The organism is Stutzerimonas kunmingensis (assembly GCF_032106285.1).
Classification (GTDB): domain Bacteria; phylum Pseudomonadota; class Gammaproteobacteria; order Pseudomonadales; family Pseudomonadaceae; genus Stutzerimonas; species Stutzerimonas kunmingensis_B.
This window is the reverse complement of the sequence record NZ_DAMCPO010000005.1, coordinates 63,363-82,964: the sequence shown is the minus strand read 5'-3', so window position 1 is coordinate 82,964 and position 19,602 is coordinate 63,363. Positions and strand designations below refer to the sequence as shown.

Below are 19,602 nucleotides of genomic sequence, written 5' to 3'. Positions count from 1 at the left end.
CCCGATTAGCCCTGAATACCGGTGATTTTGACCTCAGTGAACCACTGACGGTGGCCCTGACGCTTCATGTGGTGCTTACGACGGCGGAATTTGATGATGGTGACCTTGTCGTGACGGCCCTGGGCGATCACTTCAGCGGTAACCTTGGCACCATCGACCACCGGAGCGCCGATCTTCACATCATCGCCGTTGCCGATCAGCAGAACGCGGTCAAAAGTGACAGCTTCGCCAGTCGCAACTTCGAGTTTTTCAATCTTGAGGTATTCGCCTTCGGCGACCTTGTATTGCTTGCCGCCGGTTACGATAACTGCGTACATCTGTGTATCTCCGTTGATCCTGCTCACCCAGCGCTTTGAAAGAATGATTAGTGGCTGGCATGGCTGCATGGGGCCGGAAGGTGACGCCCGTGCAATTGCGTAAGGCAGGGAAATGCCCAGGGGGAAGTTCAGGGTCCGCGATTGTACGCATGCGATACACCCCGCGCAATAGCCAACTGGAGTTGCCTTGACAGTGCCAGACCCGCCCCCTAGCATGCCGCGCAATCTGCGAGGAGTCCCCGATGCAACCCCAGCCTTTCTATCAAGTTGTGGCGGACGATTTTGCCGCTGTCGACGGCATCATCCGCAAGCAACTGACTTCGCGCGTTCCTCTGGTGGAAAAGATCGGGGATTACATCACGTCGGCCGGCGGCAAGCGCCTGCGCCCACTGTTGGTGCTGCTCAGCGGCAGCGCGCTCGGCCATCAGGGCGATCAGCTGCGCCTGTTGGCCGCCATCATCGAATTCCTGCACACGTCCACACTGCTGCATGACGACGTCGTCGACATGTCCGGCATGCGCCGCGGCCGCTCCACCGCCAACGCCCTGTGGGGCAATGCGCCAAGCGTACTGGTTGGCGACTTTCTATATGCCCGCTCGTTCGAAATGATGGTGGAACTGGATTCCATGCCGGTGATGCGCATCATCTCCCAGGCAACGCGCGTCATTGCCGAAGGCGAAGTACTGCAGCTGTCGAAGGTCCGCGACGCCAGCACCACCGAAGAAATCTACATGGAGGTCATCCGCGGCAAGACCGCGATGCTCTTCGAAGCCTCGACCCACAGCGCCGCCACCCTGGCCGGCGCCAGCGCGGAACAGCGTGAGGCGCTGCGCACCTTCGGCGACCACCTCGGCGTCGCCTTCCAGCTGGTCGACGATCTGCTCGATTACCAGGGCGACGCGGAAACCCTCGGCAAGAACGTCGGTGACGACCTCGCCGAAGGCAAGCCTACCCTTCCGCTGATCTACACCATGCGCGAAGGTACCACCGAACAGGCCGCTCTGGTGCGCAAAGCCATCCAGAAAGGCGGCCTCGAAGACCTGGAGAGCATCCGCGCCGCTGTCGAGGCATCAGGTGCGCTGGACTACACCGCCAAGCTTGCCCGCGACTATGCCGAACGCGCCGTTGCCTGCCTCGAAGTGATTCCCGCGAATCAGTATCGTGATGCCCTGGTCGAGCTCTGCCGCTTCGCAGTGGCGCGCACCCACTGATACCCCTGCAATGTAGACGCTGCGCTTCGAGCGCAGCCTTCGCCCCGACTGTTGATCCCTCACCTCCACCCTCATTCAGGGGAATATTTGCGCTTGCACATTTGCAAATAACAATTATTCTCATTACAAGAATGAATTGGAGGTGACGCATGACTTATCTGATAGATGCCTGGCTGGATCGCCCGCAACCCTACCTGCGCATACTCGACCGGAATACCGGCGCCGTATGCGTTTCACTCGAAGGGGATGCACTGGAAGAGTTGCGAGAACAAGGTGATCTCGATGTGCAGGAGTTGAGCACGAGTGAACCCTGCGTGCTCAAGGAACAGGTTCGAAACCTGTTCCTCTTCAGCCATGCCCGCGCGCTGCGGCCCTGACCAGTACGCAATACCTAGATCGAGAGCCGCACACGGGCAAAGCGGTCAGGGCTCACCAGCAAGCTTGTCGGTAACCGATTAGTCGCCGACCACAGACGCTACGCCCCAGCAGCCGGACTCAGAGCACGTCCAGCAGTTCGACGTCGAATACCAGCGTGCTGTGCGGCGGGATACTGCCAACGCCCTGAGCACCATAGGCCAGCTCGCTCGGTACATACAGGCGCCACTTGCTGCCGGCATTCATCAGCTGTAGTGCTTCGGTCCAGCCGGCGATCACGCCGCCTACCGGGAACTCGGCAGGCTGGCCACGCTGGTAGGAGCTGTCGAACACACTGCCGTCGATCAGCGTGCCGTGGTAATGCGTGCGCACACTGTCCTCGCGGGACGGTTTGGCGCCCTCACCGGTCGTCAGCACTTCGTATTGCAGACCCGACTCCAGCACCACAACGCCTTCGCGCTTGGCATTCTCGACAAGGAAGGCGCGACCTTCTGCTGCGGCAGCTTCGGCTTTCTGCTGCGCCTCGGCCTGCATGCGCTCGCGGATCACCGCGAAGCTCGCATTCAACGCTTCCGGGCTGACCTGGCTGGCGATGCCGGCGAAGGCATCACGGATGCCGGCGATGACTGCATCGAGACTGACGCCCGGCGGGGGATTGTCACGCAGCTGGTCGCCCAGCTGGCGGCCGATGCCGTAGCTCACACGGGTTTCGTCAGTGGATAGATTGAGGTCGGTCATGCCGGGCTCCGAGAGGAAAAAAGGTCGGCCAGCCTAGCACAGCTGAAGCGAGCGGACGCAGCCACCCGCGCCGCATTGCCGCCGGCAGAGCCTCCATTACCTGCCCTGCCGATTGCGCCGACAGCGTTCGGAGCAATAACGCACCTCATCCCAGCAGCGCGACCACTTCTTTCGCCAGGCAAACGGCAAGTTGCAGGCGGCACAGCACTTGAATGGCAGGTCCGCTTTCTTTCTCACAGCGCGTCCTCGGCATCCAGCCGCGCCAGCAGCGACTCGCCACGCTCCCACAGCGCCTGCTGCTTGCTGCCTTCCATGCGCGCGAGGTTGCGATAGACCATGCTCATCCGCGGATTACCCTGCAACTGCTCGCGGTGGCGCATGAGAAAGTGCCAGTACAACGCGTTGAACGGGCAGGCATCGTCTGTCGTGCTCTCGCGCACCTTGTAAGAGCAATCCTGACAATAGTTGGACATGCGTTTGATGTACTGGCCACTGGCACAGTAGGGCTTGGAGCCCAGGTAGCCGCCGTCGGCGTGCAGCACCATGCCCAGCACGTTGGGCAGTTCCACCCAGTCGAACGCATCCATATAGACCGCCAAGTACCAATCGCACAGCGCGGGCGGCGCAATGCCGGCGAGCAGCGCGAAATTACCGGTCACCATCAGCCGCTGGATATGGTGGGCGTAAGCATGCTCCAGCGTCTGCCCGATCACCTGGCGCATGCAGTTCATGCGCGTCTGCCCGGTCCAGTAGAACCCCGGCAGCGGCCTGGAATTGCCGAGGGCATTGCGTTGCGCATACTCAGGCATCTGCAACCAATAGATACCGCGCACATACTCACGCCAGCCAATCAACTGGCGAATGAAGCCCTCGGCAGCGTTCAGCCCGACTCGCCCCTGCCGGTAGGCCGCATCCACGTCATCACACAGGCGGCGCAGGTCAAGCAGGCCGACGTTGAGCGCGGCGCCGACGCGCGCATGGAACAGGAACGGCTCGCCGCTGGCCATGGCGTCCTGGTAGTCACCGAAAGCGGCCAAGCCGAAATCGAGAAAATGCAGCCAGAGCTGTTCGGCCTCGGCGTGGGTGACGGGGTAATCGAAGCCGTCCAGACGGCCGTAGTGATGCGCGAAATGCGCGCTCACCAACGCCTGCACAGCGCGCGTGGTTTCGTCAGCGGCGAAGCGCAAGGTGACCGGGCCGTGCAATCCGCGTGGCAGCGGCTTGCGGTTGTCCGTATCGAGATTCCATACACCGCCCTCCGGTGTGCCATCCGGATTCAGCAGAAGGCCCGTTTGGCGACGCATTTCGCGATAGAAGAACTCCATGCGCAGCTGTCGCTTGCCACTGGCCCAACCGGCGAACCCGGTCCGCGAGCAGAGGAAGCGGCGGTCGGCATGCCAGGTGATCGAAAGCCCACTGCTCTTGAGCGCCTGTTCGACCCGCCAGTCACCGGCCTCGGTGACATGGATTTCGTCAGGTCGATACCATGCGGCGAAGCGCGCCAGCTCCCCGGCCAGCGAACCGCTGTTGGCAGGATCGTCGAGCGTCACGTAATCCACCGTGATTCCGCGTTTGCGCAATGCCTCAGCGAAGTGCCGCATGGCGCTGAACAGAAAGATGATCTTCTGCGGGTGATGCGGGACGTGTCCGGCTTCTTCAGCGACCTCAGCGAGCAGCACCCGGTCACGCGTCGGATCGAGTCCATCCAGGGCGGAGAGCTCGAAGCTCAACTGGTCGCCGAGCACCAGGCGCAGTGCGGCGACGCTCACGACCAGTTCTCTTGATGCTTACCGAACAGGGCGCTACCAACGCGCCTGCCGCCGGCCGTCACCACTGGGACCGCATGCCGACCGGCACGCGCAACGGCTCGCGGACGCCCTCGGCAAGACCGCACATCTCGTCGTACGGTGATTGCTGCACCAGATGAAAGGGCAGCTCCGGTAGCTCGCGTAACAGATCACGAGCGTGCTCGACGGACCGCAGATGCCACACATCGCCGCGCGCGTCGATCAGACTATGGCGCTGACCCTGCAGGTAGATGTCGAGAAGATAGATGCCGCCCTCGAGCGAAATCAGCTCGAGAGCGTCGATACGCCCAGCGTGGGCATGAGTGGCGAGATTCTGAAGGTTCATGGCGCTTGCCCATTTGAAAAGTAGTACAGAATATTTAACAAAAACCAATTCTGTACAGCTTTTCAGGTTTAGCACCTGCGGAGGGACGATCAGTGCTTGGTGAGCTTGTCGAGATAGCCCATGGCGAACGCCGAGACCACGAAGGTCAGGTGGATGATCACGTACCACATCAGCTTTTCGCTATCGAGCTGCTGCGCATCCATGAACATGCGTAGCAGGTGAATCGACGAGATTGCGACGATGGAGGCAGCGACCTTCATCTTCAGCGATCCGGAATCCATCTTGCCGAGCCAGTCGAGCTTTTCCTTGCCTTCCTCGATATCGAGCTGAGAAACGAAGTTCTCGTAGCCGGAGATCATCACCATCACCAGCAGCCCGCCAACCAGCGCCATGTCGATCAGCGACAGGAGCTTGAGAATCAGCTCGGCCTCACTGAGCGCGAGAATCGCCGGGAGGATATGGAAGATTTCCTGAAAGAACTTGATCGCCAGCGCCAGCAGCGCGAACGCCAGACCGAAATAGATGGGCGCCAGCAGCCACCGGGCGGCGTACATGGCATTTTCGAGGATGCGCTCCATGAGGTCTCACAGCAGAAAATGAGGAAGGCGCGAGTATACGCAGCCGCGCCGAGCGCACCAAGGCAGGCCAAGGTGCGTTCGGCGCATGTGGATAAGAAATTCATCGGCTCCGGTGAGGTGCCGCTGCAGCCAGCCAGAAACGCGAACGGTTTGCAATGAGGCACGCTTAGGGGCGCGACTCCCAGCCACCGAGAAAGCGCGCCTGGTTGGCGTTCACTCGACGCAGCTCAGCCTGCATGTGCAACTGCCAGATGGACGGGTCATCGGATTCGCAGTAGCCCTGCCCCATCAGGTTGTCGGCAATCGCCGCCAGCACCGATTCGGCCATCGCAGGCCCGTGGAATGGGCCCTGGACCTTGATTGCCGTGGGCTGCCCGTCTGCCAGTCCAGCCGCACAGAGCAATGTCCACAGCCCATTGCCGCCGGCAAGCGGGCGTATGACGCATTCGATTCGGGTAACCAGGCCCAGGCACTGGCGGTTCAGACAAAGATTGTGTGGCATGACGGCAGTCCTCGCGTCGGGCCGACGCGGGAACATCCTGTGCGGATGTAGCGCGAGAGCCTGTTTATCCCCTGAAGCTGTGGATAATCCTGTGGATGGAGGGTGGATGCCCTCCTCCACTGCAGACCCGCCGCGCGCGCTATCGTTCCGTTCAAAAACCGCACAATGGCGAGCGTTACTTGCTCCCCTCGGACTCGGACGTTCCTTGCTCCGATTGTGCCGGCTCGCTCTTGCCTTCTTCCTCGAGCTCGATCTCGGCAATGTCGCGCAACCGCTCGACCACCCGGGCATTCACGCTGCCCTTGGGGAAATGGCCCTGCTCGTTGGTTGCACCCACATCTTCACCGACCAGCAGCGACAACGCTTCGTCCACCTGCCTGACAGCATAGACGTGGAACTGCTGCTGGCGTACGGCCTCCAGCACGCGTTCGTCGAGCATCAGCGTGGTGACATTGGCGAAGGGAATGATCACCCCCTGCTCGCCGGTCAGCCCGCGTGCCTCGCACAGGCGGAAAAAGCCCTCGATCTTCTCGTTGACCCCGCCGACCGCCTGCACTTCGCCGAACTGGTTGATCGAGCCGGTGATGGCGAAGCATTGCTTGAGCGGCGTGCGTGAGAGCGCCGAGATCAGCGCGCAGCACTCGCCCAGCGAGGCACTGTCGCCGTCGACGTAGCCGTAGGACTGCTCGAGCGCGATGCTTGCCGAGATTTCCAGCGGAAACTCCTGGGCGTAGCGGCTGCCGAGGTAGCCGGTGAGGATCATCACGCCCTTGGAGTGAATCGGTTGACCGAGATTGACCTCGCGCTCGATGTCGACGATCCCTGAACCACCGGGATAGACGGTGGCAGAGATGCGCGCCGGCATGCCGAATGCCGAGTCGCCGACTTCCAGTACGGTCAGCCCGTTGCACTTGCCGATCGCCGCACCTTCGCTGTCGATCAGAATCACTCCGGCCAGGATGTCTTCGAGAATCCTCGCCGAGACGCGACCGGTGCGCGTGGCCTTGGCCTTCAGTGCACGCTCGATATGGCCGACATCGGTAACCTCATCCTTGGCCAGCTGGCGGATGAAATCAGCCTCGCTGACCAGCTGGAACAGATCGCCGATACGCGCCGACAGCCGCCCCTGATGCTCGGCCAGGCGTGCACTGTAGGTCGCCAGACGTGCGACGGCCGCAGCAGTAAGCGGTGCCATGCCCTCTTCCGAGGTACGGGTCTTCATCAGTTGGGCGAACTGCTCGAGGCTATCCTCGGCCAGCGGGATGTCCTCGTCGAAATCGACCAGCACGCGGAACATCTCCTGGAAGTCCGGATCCAGATCCTGCAGCGTGTAATAGAGCTGGCGCGAACCGATGATGATGACCTTCACGTGCAGCGGAATGACCTGCGGCGTCAGCGTCACGGTGGCCAGGCGGCCGAGTTCGGCGAGTGGCGATTCCATCTTCAGCTTGCGCGATTGCAGGGCGCGCTTGAGCGCTTCCCAGACGAAGGGCTCGCTGAGCAGCTTCTCCGCCTCCAGCATCAGGAAGCCGCCGTTGGCGCGGTGCAGCGCACCTGGACGCAACTGGCGATAGCTGGTGTAGAGCGCGCCCTGGTCGGTGTTGTACTCGATGCGACCGAACAGATTGTCATAGGTCGGGTGCGGCTCGAACACCACCGGCGCGCCACCATCGACCGGGTGACCGACCACTAGGCTCGGGCTGTATTGCTCTTCCAGCAATACACGGTTCTGCGCTTCCGGACGGTTTTCGTCCACCAGCTGCTCGACCACAGTCTTCAGCAGATTGACCTGCACGGCCTGCAGGTACGCTTCGATACCGGCGTTCTCCGCATACTTCTCCGACAACGGTGCCAGCAGCGGCTGCAGTGCCTGGCTGATGGTCTCGTCATTGAGCTGGCGCAGCTGGTTGGTCGACTCACGCTTCCACTGCGGCAGGCTGGCGAGCTCCTCGTTCAGACGCACTTCCAGCGCGGAAATGTCTTCGTGATAACGCTCGCGCTCGGCTTCGGGCAGCTGGGCGAACTCGGTTTCGTCCAGCGCCTTGCCTTCCTTCATGGGCGTGAATGCGATGTTTGTGCTGTCGCGATAGAGAGCGATCTCCTTTTCCAGGGCGAGCTTCTCGATCACATCCAGGGCCTTGTCGTAGCGCTGATTGAAGCCGCGGTCGATGGCGCTCTTCTTCTGCTGGAAACTCGGATGCTCGAATACCGCCGGAAAGGTCGCAAGCAGGTTGTCGATCAACTGATTGATATCGGCGATGAACGCCGTTGCGCCGCCGTGAGGCAACTCCAGCACACGCGGCTCGCGAGGCTCGTCGAAGTTGTTGACGTAAACCCAGTCCGACGGCGTATCCAGACGCTTGCCTTCGGCCTTGAGGTAGCGCCGTACGAACGAGAAGCGTCCGGTGCCCGGCTCTCCCATCACGTAGACGTTGTATCCCGGACGCGGCATGGCCACGCCGAACTGCAGCGCCTCGACCGCGCGCTCCTGGCCGAGCACACCGAGAAACGGCTCCAGTTCAGAGGTGTCGTTGAAGTTGAATTGGCTGGGCTCGAAGGGACGGGTCAGCGCATCGGGTGCCAGGCGCAAGCCGGCAGCGACAGTTTCAGGCATCGGGAATCCTTGCTGGGGTGGCTCGTTGGCCACGATTGATGCCGTCATTCTGGCGCTGCGCCGGTCGCGCCGCAAGGCTGATACCCGGCTAACCCAGCCTCGCAACGACGCTGCATAGCCGAGCCACATGGATGGAAATCGCGAGCCGGCTGCGAATCGACACAAGCAGAAACATTTCGTCGCGCCCACTACGCCCGACCGCCTTGATGCAGGTCAAGCGGTCGCTTGACGAAAAGGCGCCTCCTAGAGCCAGCCAACACAAAAGGAGCTTCCGTGATGCGCCCTTCTATTCCGCTATTGCTTAGCAGCCTACTAATGACCAGCGCAGCGAACGCTGATGAGCTGCGTGAGCGCGCCAACGCGATGTTCAAACCGATTCCCGACAAGGTCACCGAGGTCCGCGGCCAGAAGGTCAGCGAAGATCAGGCAATGCTCGGTCACAAACTCTGGTTCGACCCGCGCCTGTCCAGCAGTCACGTCATCAGCTGCAACACCTGCCACAACCTGAGCATCGGGGGCAGCGACAACGTGCCAACCTCGATCGGTCACGGCTGGCAGAAGGGCCCGCGCAACTCGCCCACCGTGCTGAACGCCGTATTCAACGCCGCGCAGTTCTGGGATGGACGCGCCAAGGATCTTCAGGAACAGGCCAAGGGCCCGGTCCAGGCAAGCGTGGAAATGAACAGTACGCCCGAGCGTGTCGTCTCGACGCTGCAGAGCATTCCGGAGTACGCCGCCGAGTTCAGGAAGGCCTTCCCCAACGACAAGGAGCCGGTCAGTTTCGACAACATGGCCTACGCCCTGGAAGCCTTCGAAGTCAGCCTGACCACGCCGAACTCGCCGTTCGACCGCTTCCTCAAGGGTGAGGACGGGGCGCTGGACGACAAGCAGAAACAGGGTCTCGCCCTGTTCATGGACGCCGGCTGCTCTTCCTGCCACAACGGCGTCAACCTTGGTGGCCAGGGTTACTTCCCCTTCGGCGTGATCAAGAAGCCCGGAGCCGAAGTGCTGCCGACCGGCGACAAGGGTCGCTTCGCGGTGACCAATACCGCCAGCGACGAGTACGTCTTCCGTGCCGCGCCGCTGCGCAATGTCGCGCTGACCCCGCCGTACTTCCACAGCGGTGAGGTCTGGGAGCTCGAACAGGCCGTTGCCATCATGGGTGACAGCCAACTGGGCCGTAAACTGGACAAGGACGAAGTCAGCGCGATTACCGCGTTCCTGCACAGCGTGACCGGCGAGCAGCCGCAAGTCGCCTATCCGGTACTTCCCGCCAGCACCGCGAACACTCCGAAGCCCGAGTGATCGCTCCCGTTACCCGGCGCCAGCCGCCGGGTAACTGCCCCCGCTTCAGCTTCCCTTCTGCTCCTTGAGCAGGTCGCGTATCTCGGTCAGCAACAACTCTTCCTTGGAGGGCGCAGGCGGCGCAGATGGCGCCTCGGCTTCCTTGCGCTTGAGATGGTTGATCGCCTTGATCGCCATGAAGATGGCGAAGGCGATGATCACGAAATCCACCACGGTCTGAATGAATGCACCGTACCGCAGCACCACCGCTGGGGCCTCGCCGACGGCGTCCTTGAGCACTATGGCCAAATCCGAGAAGTCCACTCCGCCGATCAGCAGCCCCAACGGCGGCATGATCACCCCGTCGACGAACGACGACACGATCTTGCCGAACGCAGCGCCGATGACGATACCCACGGCCATGTCGACGACATTTCCCCGCACGGCAAACGCCTTGAATTCGTTGATCAGACTCATACGCAGATTTTCCTTTAGTGGATGACCGGGCCGCCCGCCATGCCCCCGCGGACATGGCGGTGAACGCCGTGGTAGAGCATAGGCGGGCTTGCCGGCGCAGGCCACGCCAGAACGCCTTTCATCGACCGGTTATTGCGAATGAGGTTCGCTTGATCGCCGTCAACCGGTTCTCGGAGGAGGGAGACTAAGGTGAACGCCTTCCTGACAAACCGGAGCGGTTTCCATGCACGTCGAACATCACCCACTGATCAAGGATTTCCCTGAGAAACGCGAGCAGTTGCAGAAACTGCGTCAGGAAGATCCGGCCTTCGCCCGCAAGGCGGACGAATACGAAGCGCTGGACAAGCGCATCTGCCGCGTCGAAGACGGTGTCGAAACCCTAGATGACAGCGCGCTCAATGCCCTCAAGCAGGAGCGCGTGGCGATGAAGGACGACATCGCCCGCGACATTAAGCGCGCCTCGGGCAGCTGCTGCGGCGGTTGCTGCGGCTGATAGCGCCTACCCGTGAAGAGAAGCCCGCCATGCGCGGGCTTCTTGCTGTCTGGCCCGCTAGAACAAACCACCGAAGCGGAACCCGGAGCCGACCCAGACGAAGGCAACCGCAGTCAGGGTGATCAGCACGATGTGCAGCCCCAGTTGCGGCAGACGCTGCGCATCCAGCTTGGGAATCAGTGCCAGCCGCGCATGCACGCCGAGCAGCGCGGTAAATCCGAGCAGTACCAGCTTGGCTTGCACCAGATGCGCCATGGGCGACGAATCGAACCATTGCCCATGGGGCAGCCAGAGACTGGCCAGCCAGAGCCCGCTGACGATCTGCACCAGCAGCGCAGGTATCCCGACGCGCTCGTAGAGTTGTTCGAACTGGCGTACCGGTTGCACATCGCGGCGACGCAGGGCACCCGGCAGCACACTGAACAGCAGTACCAGATGCCCGCCAACCCAGACACTGGCGCCCAGCAGATGCAGAAACAACAGATGTCGCATGACGCTCACTCCTGTTCGATTTGTTTACAGTCTGGCCGCTGCCTCGCCGCTTGTGGCTGATGGCGATCAAGTCAGCCGTTATCATGCGACACCACCTACCAGACCCGGAGTTTCCCATGGCCAAGGCCAAGCGCATGTATGGCTGCACCGAATGCGGCTCGACCTTCCCGAAATGGGCCGGCCAGTGCGGTGACTGTGGCGCCTGGAATACGCTGGTGGAAACGATCATCGAGGGTGCGGCACCGCCTTCCGGCCGCGCAGGCTGGGCCGGGGAGCAGGCCAACATCAGGACGCTCGCCGAGGTCAGCGTCGAGGAAGTACCGCGATTCTCAACCGCTTCCGGCGAGCTGGATCGCGTACTCGGAGGGGGGCTGGTGGACGGCTCGGTGGTGCTGATCGGCGGTGATCCGGGCATCGGCAAGTCGACGATCCTGCTGCAGACCCTCTGCGCCATCGCCCAGCAGTACCCGGCGCTCTACGTCACCGGTGAAGAATCCCAGCAGCAGGTGGCCATGCGTGCGCGTCGTCTGGACCTGCCGCAGGACCGGCTCAAGGTGATGACCGAGACCTGCATCGAATCGATCATCGCCACCGCGCGGCTGGAAAAGCCCAAGGTGATGGTGATCGACTCGATCCAGACCATCTTCACCGAGCAGCTGCAGTCCGCGCCGGGCGGTGTGGCTCAGGTGCGCGAGAGCGCGGCGCTGCTGGTCCGCTTCGCCAAGCAGAGCGGCACGGCAATCTTCCTCGTCGGCCACGTGACCAAGGAAGGCGCCCTCGCCGGGCCGCGAGTGCTCGAGCACATGGTCGATACGGTGCTGTATTTCGAGGGCGAGTCCGACGGTCGCCTGCGCCTCTTGCGCGCAGTGAAGAACCGCTTCGGCGCGGTCAACGAGCTCGGTGTGTTCGGCATGACCGACAAGGGTCTGAAAGAAGTCACCAACCCGTCGGCGATCTTCCTCACCCGCGCTCAGGAAGCGGTGCCCGGCAGCGTTGTGATGGCCACCTGGGAAGGCACCCGGCCGATGCTGGTGGAGGTGCAGGCGCTGGTCGATACCAGCCACCTGGCCAACCCGCGCCGCGTCACCCTGGGCCTGGATCAGAACCGTCTGGCCATGCTGCTGGCCGTACTGCATCGGCATGGCAGCATTCCCACCTACGATCAGGACGTTTTCATCAACGTGGTCGGCGGTGTGAAGGTGCTGGAAACCGCGGCGGATCTGGCGCTGATGGCCGCGGTGATCTCCAGCCTGCGCAACCGGCCGCTGGATACCGATCTGCTGGTATTCGGTGAAGTGGGGCTGTCGGGCGAGATCCGCCCGGTGCCAAGTGGTCAGGAGCGTCTGAAGGAGGCCGCCAAGCACGGCTTCAAGCGCGCCATCGTGCCCAAGGGCAATGCGCCGAAGGAGGCCCCCGCCGGTTTGCAGATCATCGCCGTGACGCGCCTGGAGCAGGCGCTCGACGCGCTGTTCGAGTGATCGTTACTGGCCGCCAAGTGCGGCCAGCTCGCGTTCCAGCAGTGCCTCGTCGCCGAGGTTGAGTTCGACCAGGCGCCGCAGGTGGGCGATCGAGTCGAGATCGATATGCTGGCAGACGAAGCCGATCAGATCGCCCTCTTCATGGGTCATCGCCACCTCCATGCGCACCTCGGCATCATCGGCCAGGCGCACCCGCGCTTCGAACGGCTGGTCAGCATCAGCATCCCAGCCTTCCGGGCGGCGAACCAGCAGGCCTTTCAGGGACAGATCATGCAGCTCGACCGGCCAGCGCCGGTCACCCTGCACCAACTCAGTGGCGGCATCGAACTCGATACGTTGGAAGCGCCGGCGATCACTGGGGGAATCAGTCATGAACATCACTCCGCGGTGTCTGAATTCACTATAGGACAACAACTCTCGACATCGCCGTTACAACCAGCGGCGCACCCGTCCACAGTACGCCAGATAGTCGTCGCCAAACAGCTGGGTCAGCAAGCGCTCCTCGTGCACGATCACGCCGCGCTGCATGGTGAAGACCAAGGCGGGCAGCAACAGCCAGGGCCACAGCGTGCCCCAGAGCAGCGCGATGCCGCAGTAGATCAGGCTGTCGGCCAGATAGATCGGGTTGCGCGAGAAACCGAACGGCCCCTCTTCCATCAGCTTCGCGGGCTTGCCATAGGGATTGACCGTGGTCCTGCGCCAGAGCATCAGCAAGCCGGCCCAGAGCATCAGCAACACGCCCGCGTCGATCAGCCCCCAGCCCAGGTAGTGAGTCCAGAGATTGCGCGGCAAGGCGATCGGCAACACCGACTCCAGCAGCCAGGCTGCCGCGAGAAACAGCAGATAGATGACCGGTGGCGGCAGGATCACACCCGTGGCGCGCTTGAACATGAGTCGGACTCCGGAGGAATAGGACACGGCAGTCTAGCGCGCCGCATCGCCAGGGATCAGGAAGATGTTTCGCGACAACCGCCAGACAGCAAAAAGCCCGCTTTCGCGGGCTTTCGATGCAGCGATGTAACGTTTAGTTGCCGTATACCGGGAACTTGGCGCAGACTGCTTCGACCTTGCCACGAACCGCTTCGATCACCGACTCGTCGCCCATGTTGTGGAGGATGTCGCAGATCCAGCCAGCCAGGTCACGGCACTCGGTCTCGCCGAAGCCACGGGTAGTGACGGCCGGAGTACCGATACGCAGACCGGAGGTGACGAACGGCGAACGCGGGTCGTTCGGTACGCTGTTCTTGTTCACGGTGATGTGCGCGTTGCCCAGGGCAGCGTCAGCGTCCTTACCGGTGATGTCCTGCTTGATCAGGCTGAGCAGGAACAGGTGGTTCTGAGTACCACCGGACACCACATCGAAGCCGCGCTGGATGAACACGTCGGCCATGGCCTGAGCGTTTTTCACCACTTGCTGCTGATAGGCCTTGAACTCAGGCTGCAGCGCTTCCTTGAAGCACACAGCCTTGGCCGCGATGACGTGCTCCAGCGGGCCACCCTGAGCACCGGGGAACACGGCAGAGTTGAGCTTCTTCTCGATCTCGGCGTTGGCGCGCGCCAGGATCAGGCCGCCACGCGGTCCGCGCAGGGTCTTGTGCGTAGTAGTTGTGACGACGTCAGCGAACGGAACCGGGTTCGGGTAGACGCCAGCAGCGACCAGACCGGCCACGTGAGCCATGTCGACGAACAGGTAGGCACCGACCTTGTCAGCGATTTCGCGAAAACGGGCGAAGTCCAGGATCTGCGAGTACGCGGAGAAACCGGCGACGATCATTTTCGGCTTGTGCTCGACGGCCAGACGCTCAACTTCGTCATAGTCGATCAGGCCTTGGTCGTTGATGCCGTACTGCACGGCGTTGTACAGCTTGCCGGAGGAGGAAACGCTGGCGCCGTGGGTGAGGTGGCCGCCGTGGGCCAGGCTCATGCCGAGGATGGTGTCACCGGCCTGCAAAAGGGCGAGGTAGACGGCGCTGTTGGCTTGAGAGCCAGCATGCGGCTGGACGTTGGCGTAGTCGGCGCCGAACAGTTCCTTGGCGCGGTCGATGGCCAGCTGCTCGACCACGTCGACGTACTCGCAACCGCCGTAGTAGCGCTTGCCCGGATAGCCTTCGGCGTACTTGTTGGTGAGCACCGAACCCTGGGCTTCCATCACCGCCGGGCTGGTGTAGTTCTCCGAGGCGATCAGCTCGATGTGGTCTTCCTGACGCTTGGCTTCCTGCTCCATGGCAGCGAAGAGATCGGCGTCGAAACGGGCGAGGGTCAAATCACGGCTGAACATGGCAGTCCTCTGAGATCAGCTGGCGGTATAAAAGAGAGGCGCGGATTCTACCTCATCCGACCGGTTGCGGGTATGAGCGATAGTCATGCACAAGATGAACAGTCGCCGCTTCCGCAGCCGCGACGGCGGACTGTCGCGGTTTGCCCTGACCGGTGCATTCGGGTAGCTTTGCGCCCTTTCCATGCCACCCCATTTTCGGCCCCCCACGGCCTGGGTCAGGCATCATTCACCACTGTCACGGGCATTCGTTTCCATGGCTCAATGCGTCTACACCATGCACCGGCTGAGCAAGGTCGTTCCGCCGAAGCGTGAGATCCTCAAGAACATCTCCCTGTCGTTCTTCCCCGGCGCCAAGATTGGCGTGCTCGGCCTGAACGGCGCCGGTAAATCCACCCTGCTGCGCATCATGGCCGGCGTCGACACAGAGTTCGACGGCGAGGCCCGTGCCATGCCGGGAATCAATGTCGGCTACCTGCCGCAGGAACCGCAGCTCGATCCCGAGAAGACCGTGCGCGAAATCGTCGAGGAGGCGGTTGGTGTGATCAAGGACGCCCAGGCCCGCCTGGATGCCGTCTACGCCGCCTACGCCGAGCCGGACGCCGATTTCGATGCCCTGGCTGCCGAGCAGGCCAAGCTCGAAGCGATCCTGCAGGCATCCGACGGCCATAACCTGGAGCGCCAGCTGGAAGTCGCCGCCGATGCACTGCGTCTGCCGGCATGGGATGCCAAGGTCGCGCACCTGTCCGGCGGCGAGAAGCGCCGCGTCGCCCTGTGCCGCCTGCTGCTGTCGGCCCCGGACATGCTGCTGCTGGACGAACCGACCAACCACCTGGACGCCGACTCGGTGGCCTGGCTGGAGCGCTTCCTCCATGACTTCCCGGGCACCGTGGTGGCGATCACCCACGACCGCTACTTCCTCGACAACGTCGCCGGCTGGATCCTCGAACTCGACCGCGGCGCGGGCATCCCGTACGAAGGCAACTACTCCGGCTGGCTGGAAGCCAAATCGGCGCGTCTGGCGCAGGAATCCAAGCAGCAGTCGGCCCATGAAAAGGCCATGAAGGAAGAACTGGAGTGGGTGCGCAAAGGCGCCAAGGCCCGCCAGTCCAAATCCAAGGCCCGCCTGCAGCGCTTCGAGGAAATGCAGTCGCAGGAATTCCAGAAACGCGCCGAGACCAACGAGATCTACATCCCGGCCGGCCCGCGCCTGGGTGACAAGGTCATCGAATTCAAGAACGTCACCAAGGGCTATGGCGACCGCGTACTGATCGACAACCTCTCCTTCAGCGTGCCGAAAGGCGCCATCGTTGGCGTGATCGGTGGCAACGGTGCCGGTAAGTCGACCCTATTCCGCATGCTGATGGGCAAGGAAACCCCGGATTCGGGCGGCATCGAAATCGGCGATACCGTGCAGTTGGCCTGCGTGGACCAGAGCCGCGACGACCTGGACGGTGGCAAGACCGTATGGGAAGCGGTTTCCGATGGCCTGGACCAGATTCGCATCGGCAACTACGAGGTGCCATCGCGCGGTTACGTTGGCCGCTTCAACTTCAAGGGCGCCGACCAGCAAAAGTTCGTCAAGGATCTCTCCGGCGGTGAGCGCGGCCGTCTGCACTTGGCGCTGACCCTCAAGCAGGGCGCCAACGTGCTGCTGCTCGACGAACCGTCCAACGACCTCGACGTGGAAACCCTGCGCTCGCTGGAAGAGGCACTGCTGGACTTCCCCGGCTCAGCCATCGTGATCTCCCACGATCGCTGGTTCCTCGACCGCGTCGCCACCCACATCCTCTCCTACGAGGACGATGGCGGTGTCGTGTTCTTCGAAGGCAACTACACCGAGTATGAAGCCGATCGCAAGAAGCGCCTCGGTGACGCAGCCTCCCAGCCGCACCGCGTCAGGTACAAGAAGCTGGCGCAGTAAGCGGTAGATGACCACAACGGAGCCGAACAGGCTCCGTTGTCGTGTCTAGAGAAAGCACCCACAAATAGTGGCACAATGCCGCCAACCTGAATGACTGAACCCCCGGCAGGCGCGGCAATCGCACCACGCTGGCCCCCGCGACCGACAAAGGACAATTCGCATGGCGGCACTTGGACTGCGCGGCAAATCACTGCTGGCATTGTTGCTCAGTTGCCTGCTTGCTTTCGTCTTTGCCGGTTTCATTGGCCGAGAGGCGCTGCTCGGCGTGCAGAGCCGCTTCGGCGAGGCCTATGCGCGCAATGTGGTCCAACTCAACCGCGAACGCCTGTTCGCACCGGTTTCACGCGAACTGGCACTGGCTCAACGGCTGGCGGCTTCGCAACTGACGCTGGCCTGGTTGAACGACGAGCAGGACCCGGCCAAGCGCAAGATCTTTTTCCAGGAAGCGGCCGGCTACCAGCAGGCCTTCGGCGACCACGCCTACTTCGCCGCCTCGGCGAGCGGCAACGGCTACTACTCGAACGGACCCGACCAGCCACCCAGCGATGCGCCTCGCTATGTGATGGCCCCAGACGCCCCGCGCGACGAATGGTTCTTCCAGACACTGCAGGCCGATACCCCCTACGCCATCAACGTCGACCGCTCGGTGGTCACCGAGGAGCTCAAGGTGTGGTTCAACGTGCAGGTGCGTGACGGCGATCGACGCCTGGGCCTGGTCGGTTCCGGCATCAGCCTGCAAGCATTTCTGGATGACTTCATCGAGGCGAACAAGGTCGGCGTCGAGTCGATGGTGCTCGATGCCTACGGCTCCATCCTCGTTCATCCTAATCAGAATCTGGTCACGCTCAACGCCGAAACCGCGCGTGGACGCTCCTTGTCGACGAGTATCCTCGGCCAGCTCGACGACCTCGGCGCGGCCTCGGCAGTGCGTCAGGCCATGGCGGAAAGCCGCGAGAACCCCGGCACCGTGGCGACGTTGCGCGTCACCCTGGATGGCGCGCCCCGCTTGCTGGCGCTGAGCTGGATTCCCGAGCTGCAGTGGTTCGTCGCCAGCGCCGTGGACCTGGGCACCGCGCAGGTCGTCGAGGTGCGTCCGCTGCTGCCGGCCATCGCCCTGTTTCTGGTGCTGTTCCTGCTGCTGATCGGTGGTGGTGCCTGGCTGGTCGAGAAGCGTGTGCTCAAACCGCTGCGCCAGCTGAGACGCAGCGCCCAGGCCCTGGCGGCGGGACAGTACGATGCCCCCCTGCCCCTGCACCGGCAGGACGAGATCGGCGAACTCAGCGCAGCCTTCGGTGCCATGGCGCAGCAGGTTCGTAGCCACACCAGCGAGCTGGAGAATCGTGTGCGTGAGCGCACCCGCGACCTGGAACAGGCCAACCTGGAAATGGCCGCCGCGCACAAGAAGATCGACGACTCGATCGACTACGCCAGCCTCATCCAGCGCTCGATCCTGCCCAACCGGCAGCTGGTCACCGCCATGGGCGATCGTCATGCAGTGCTCTGGCGGCCACGCGATGTCGTCGGCGGCGACTTCTATGTGTATCGCGCCGACGAACATGGCTGCCTGTTCGGAATCGTCGACTGTGCCGGACACGGCGTGCCCGGCGCGTTGATGACGATGCTGGCCCACGCCGCCATCGATCAGGCGCTCGGCACGACCGGCCTGGACGACCCCGCCGCCGCGCTCGCGCGTACCGATGCGATCGTGCGCAACATGCTGCGCGAAGAGCAGGACTCCCATGCCCTGGCGACCAACATGGATATCGGCCTCGCCTATGTCGATTTGCGCCAGCGCAAGGTGCATTATTCCGGCGCGAAGATTGCGTTGTACTACTGTGATGGCGAAGAGGTGCACGAGATCAAGGCAGCGCGGCGCGCCATCGGCGATAAACGCATCGGCGACTACCGCAACACCAGCGTCGACCTGCAACCGGGGCGGACCTTCTACATGACCACCGACGGTTTCCTCGACCAGGCCGGCGGCGACGACGGGTTCGGCTTTGGCAACAGCCGCTTCGCCAGCATGATCCGCGAGCATGCACGGCTTCCCCTGGCCGAACAGGGCGAAGCCTTCAGCCTCGCACTGGCGCGCTATCAGGGTGAATTCCCGCAGCGCGATGACATCACGATGTTATGTTTCCGCTTCGATTGAGACAGGGAGTTGGCCATGGCCCCCATTGACATGTTCGCGATGCGCGAATGCTACAACCAGCAACAGATCATGCTGTGCTTCAACGGCCCCATCTCCCGCAGCCTGATCGAAGAGATCGGCAATGCCCTGCGCAACTACATGAGCGAAGAGCAGGCGCACCCGTCCTCGGCCATGGACGTGTTCGCCGTGTACATCGAGATGACGCAGAACATTCGCCACTACACCCGCGAAAAGAACTGGTCCGATCAGCAGGCCGGCGCCACAGTCGTGGTCGCACGCGATGACCAGGGCCGCTACGTGGTTTCGGCCGGCAACCTGATCGAAACCGCCGACGGCCAGCAACTGCTTACCGCCGTCGCCGAACTGGCAAAAAAGGACAAGGCCGGCCTCAAGGCCCTGTACAAGGAACAATTGCGCAAGCCGCGTGACGAACACGTGGCAACCGGCGCCGGACTCGGCCTGATCGATATTGCCCGCAAGTCCAGCGAGCCGCTCAAGGCTTCGTTGCAGCCAGTCTCCGACGAGCTTTCCTTCATCAGCCTGAGCGCCGTCATCTGAA

The 19,602-nt window shown here is 62.6% G+C and carries 21 protein-coding genes; 8 read left to right on the top strand and 13 right to left on the bottom strand.

Annotated features, from left to right (window positions below; genetic code table 11):
- Positions 1–5: 5 nt before the first annotated feature.
- Complete coding sequence (rplU, locus tag RT582_RS05810) at positions 6–317, bottom strand: 50S ribosomal protein L21 (RefSeq protein WP_003302133.1); 312 nt, start codon at positions 315–317, stop codon at positions 6–8.
- Between the two features lie 242 nt (positions 318–559).
- On the opposite strand from rplU, the gene RT582_RS05805 reads away from it, so the two are divergent.
- On the top strand, positions 560–1,528 hold the full coding sequence (locus tag RT582_RS05805; protein ID WP_014821448.1) for a polyprenyl synthetase family protein: 969 nt from the start codon (positions 560–562) through the stop codon (positions 1,526–1,528).
- Positions 1,529–1,677: 149 nt separating this feature from the next.
- Entirely contained in the window at positions 1,678–1,905 is a 228-nt protein-coding gene (locus tag RT582_RS05800; protein WP_125878283.1) for a PA4570 family protein, read from the top strand.
- A 118-nt stretch (positions 1,906–2,023) separates the two neighbouring features.
- Here the strand turns inward: RT582_RS05800 and RT582_RS05795 are convergent, their stop codons facing one another.
- The 7 genes from RT582_RS05795 to RT582_RS05765 form a co-directional block, all read right to left on the bottom strand.
- Positions 2,024–2,641: an FKBP-type peptidyl-prolyl cis-trans isomerase gene (locus RT582_RS05795; protein WP_015278106.1), complete on the bottom strand. Its 618-nt coding sequence runs from the start codon at positions 2,639–2,641 to the stop codon at positions 2,024–2,026.
- A 96-nt stretch (positions 2,642–2,737) separates the two neighbouring features.
- A complete protein-coding gene (locus RT582_RS05790; RefSeq protein ID WP_014821450.1) occupies positions 2,738–2,878 on the bottom strand; it encodes a DUF2256 domain-containing protein in 141 nt (46 codons plus the stop codon).
- On the bottom strand, positions 2,875–4,410 hold the full coding sequence (locus tag RT582_RS05785) for a cryptochrome/photolyase family protein (protein WP_312726073.1): 1,536 nt from the start codon (positions 4,408–4,410) through the stop codon (positions 2,875–2,877). The genes RT582_RS05790 and RT582_RS05785 overlap by 4 nt, the downstream gene beginning before the upstream one ends.
- A 58-nt stretch (positions 4,411–4,468) precedes the next feature.
- Positions 4,469–4,774, bottom strand: a complete 306-nt coding sequence (locus RT582_RS05780; RefSeq protein ID WP_014821452.1) for a DUF6482 family protein — start codon at positions 4,772–4,774, stop codon at positions 4,469–4,471.
- 89 nt (positions 4,775–4,863) lie between these two features.
- Complete coding sequence (locus RT582_RS05775) at positions 4,864–5,352, bottom strand: TIGR00645 family protein (RefSeq protein ID WP_003302125.1); 489 nt, start codon at positions 5,350–5,352, stop codon at positions 4,864–4,866.
- 166 nt (positions 5,353–5,518) lie between these two features.
- Complete coding sequence (locus RT582_RS05770) at positions 5,519–5,854, bottom strand: PA4575 family protein (RefSeq protein WP_014821453.1); 336 nt, start codon at positions 5,852–5,854, stop codon at positions 5,519–5,521.
- Between the two features lie 175 nt (positions 5,855–6,029).
- On the bottom strand, positions 6,030–8,468 hold the full coding sequence (locus RT582_RS05765) for a Lon protease family protein (RefSeq protein ID WP_014821454.1): 2,439 nt from the start codon (positions 8,466–8,468) through the stop codon (positions 6,030–6,032).
- Positions 8,469–8,744: 276 nt separating this feature from the next.
- Here RT582_RS05765 and RT582_RS05760 point away from each other — a divergent pair, with 276 nt between their 5' ends.
- Positions 8,745–9,773, top strand: a complete 1,029-nt coding sequence (locus RT582_RS05760) for a cytochrome-c peroxidase (protein ID WP_041754582.1) — start codon at positions 8,745–8,747, stop codon at positions 9,771–9,773.
- A 45-nt stretch (positions 9,774–9,818) separates the two neighbouring features.
- On the opposite strand, the gene mscL is transcribed toward RT582_RS05760, so the two are convergent.
- Positions 9,819–10,229, bottom strand: coding sequence for a large-conductance mechanosensitive channel protein MscL (mscL, locus tag RT582_RS05755; protein WP_014821456.1), 411 nt, complete (start codon positions 10,227–10,229; stop codon positions 9,819–9,821).
- 223 nt (positions 10,230–10,452) lie between these two features.
- Here mscL and RT582_RS05750 point away from each other — a divergent pair, with 223 nt between their 5' ends.
- Entirely contained in the window at positions 10,453–10,722 is a 270-nt protein-coding gene (locus tag RT582_RS05750) for a YdcH family protein (protein ID WP_003281602.1), read from the top strand.
- Positions 10,723–10,779: 57 nt separating this feature from the next.
- Here the strand turns inward: RT582_RS05750 and RT582_RS05745 are convergent, their stop codons facing one another.
- On the bottom strand, positions 10,780–11,214 hold the full coding sequence (locus tag RT582_RS05745; RefSeq protein WP_014821457.1) for a CopD family protein: 435 nt from the start codon (positions 11,212–11,214) through the stop codon (positions 10,780–10,782).
- A 116-nt stretch (positions 11,215–11,330) separates the two neighbouring features.
- On the opposite strand from RT582_RS05745, the gene radA reads away from it, so the two are divergent.
- Entirely contained in the window at positions 11,331–12,692 is a 1,362-nt protein-coding gene (radA, locus tag RT582_RS05740; RefSeq protein ID WP_041014892.1) for a DNA repair protein RadA, read from the top strand.
- Between the two features lie 3 nt (positions 12,693–12,695).
- Here the strand turns inward: radA and RT582_RS05735 are convergent, their stop codons facing one another.
- From RT582_RS05735 to glyA, 3 genes are all read right to left on the bottom strand, one after another.
- Positions 12,696–13,064: a PilZ domain-containing protein gene (locus RT582_RS05735; RefSeq protein ID WP_014821459.1), complete on the bottom strand. Its 369-nt coding sequence runs from the start codon at positions 13,062–13,064 to the stop codon at positions 12,696–12,698.
- A 57-nt stretch (positions 13,065–13,121) separates the two neighbouring features.
- Positions 13,122–13,583 (bottom strand): methyltransferase family protein, encoded by a 462-nt coding sequence (locus RT582_RS05730; protein WP_014821460.1) that lies wholly within the window; start codon positions 13,581–13,583, stop codon positions 13,122–13,124.
- Between the two features lie 133 nt (positions 13,584–13,716).
- On the bottom strand, positions 13,717–14,970 hold the full coding sequence (gene glyA, locus RT582_RS05725; RefSeq protein ID WP_014821461.1) for a serine hydroxymethyltransferase: 1,254 nt from the start codon (positions 14,968–14,970) through the stop codon (positions 13,717–13,719).
- A 253-nt stretch (positions 14,971–15,223) separates the two neighbouring features.
- Between glyA and ettA the strand changes: the two genes are divergently transcribed.
- The 3 genes from ettA (at position 15,224) to siaB (ending at position 19,601) form a co-directional block, all read left to right on the top strand.
- Positions 15,224–16,891 (top strand): energy-dependent translational throttle protein EttA, encoded by a 1,668-nt coding sequence (ettA, locus tag RT582_RS05720; RefSeq protein WP_313476929.1) that lies wholly within the window; start codon positions 15,224–15,226, stop codon positions 16,889–16,891.
- A 160-nt stretch (positions 16,892–17,051) separates the two neighbouring features.
- The gene (siaA, locus tag RT582_RS05715; RefSeq protein ID WP_014821463.1) at positions 17,052–19,043 is read left to right on the top strand and encodes a biofilm regulation protein phosphatase SiaA; all 1,992 of its coding nucleotides are present in this window, start codon (positions 17,052–17,054) and stop codon (positions 19,041–19,043) included.
- 15 nt (positions 19,044–19,058) lie between these two features.
- The gene (gene siaB / locus RT582_RS05710; protein WP_014821464.1) at positions 19,059–19,601 is read left to right on the top strand and encodes a biofilm regulation protein kinase SiaB; all 543 of its coding nucleotides are present in this window, start codon (positions 19,059–19,061) and stop codon (positions 19,599–19,601) included.
- Position 19,602 lies beyond the last annotated feature (1 nt).

Excerpts from the sequence above, each read along its gene's own strand:
- RT582_RS05770 (WP_014821453.1), bottom strand. The coding sequence starts at position 5,854 with ATGCCACACAATCTTTGTCTGAACCGCCAGTGCCTGGGCCTGGTTACC.
- siaA (WP_014821463.1), top strand. The coding sequence starts at position 17,052 with ATGGCGGCACTTGGACTGCGCGGCAAATCACTGCTGGCATTGTTGCTC.
- siaB (WP_014821464.1), top strand. The coding sequence starts at position 19,059 with ATGGCCCCCATTGACATGTTCGCGATGCGCGAATGCTACAACCAGCAA.
- RT582_RS05765 (WP_014821454.1), bottom strand. The coding sequence starts at position 8,468 with ATGCCTGAAACTGTCGCTGCCGGCTTGCGCCTGGCACCCGATGCGCTG.
- RT582_RS05730 (WP_014821460.1), bottom strand. The coding sequence starts at position 13,583 with ATGTTCAAGCGCGCCACGGGTGTGATCCTGCCGCCACCGGTCATCTAT.
- RT582_RS05760 (WP_041754582.1), top strand. The coding sequence starts at position 8,745 with ATGCGCCCTTCTATTCCGCTATTGCTTAGCAGCCTACTAATGACCAGC.
- RT582_RS05775 (WP_003302125.1), bottom strand. The coding sequence starts at position 5,352 with ATGGAGCGCATCCTCGAAAATGCCATGTACGCCGCCCGGTGGCTGCTG.
- RT582_RS05780 (WP_014821452.1), bottom strand. The coding sequence starts at position 4,774 with ATGAACCTTCAGAATCTCGCCACTCATGCCCACGCTGGGCGTATCGAC.
- RT582_RS05735 (WP_014821459.1), bottom strand. The coding sequence starts at position 13,064 with ATGACTGATTCCCCCAGTGATCGCCGGCGCTTCCAACGTATCGAGTTC.
- RT582_RS05745 (WP_014821457.1), bottom strand. The coding sequence starts at position 11,214 with ATGCGACATCTGTTGTTTCTGCATCTGCTGGGCGCCAGTGTCTGGGTT.
- rplU (WP_003302133.1), bottom strand. The coding sequence starts at position 317 with ATGTACGCAGTTATCGTAACCGGCGGCAAGCAATACAAGGTCGCCGAA.
- radA (WP_041014892.1), top strand. The coding sequence starts at position 11,331 with ATGGCCAAGGCCAAGCGCATGTATGGCTGCACCGAATGCGGCTCGACC.
- mscL (WP_014821456.1), bottom strand. The coding sequence starts at position 10,229 with ATGAGTCTGATCAACGAATTCAAGGCGTTTGCCGTGCGGGGAAATGTC.
- RT582_RS05800 (WP_125878283.1), top strand. The coding sequence starts at position 1,678 with ATGACTTATCTGATAGATGCCTGGCTGGATCGCCCGCAACCCTACCTG.
- RT582_RS05750 (WP_003281602.1), top strand. The coding sequence starts at position 10,453 with ATGCACGTCGAACATCACCCACTGATCAAGGATTTCCCTGAGAAACGC.
- RT582_RS05805 (WP_014821448.1), top strand. The coding sequence starts at position 560 with ATGCAACCCCAGCCTTTCTATCAAGTTGTGGCGGACGATTTTGCCGCT.
- RT582_RS05795 (WP_015278106.1), bottom strand. The coding sequence starts at position 2,641 with ATGACCGACCTCAATCTATCCACTGACGAAACCCGTGTGAGCTACGGC.
- glyA (WP_014821461.1), bottom strand. The coding sequence starts at position 14,970 with ATGTTCAGCCGTGATTTGACCCTCGCCCGTTTCGACGCCGATCTCTTC.
- ettA (WP_313476929.1), top strand. The coding sequence starts at position 15,224 with ATGGCTCAATGCGTCTACACCATGCACCGGCTGAGCAAGGTCGTTCCG.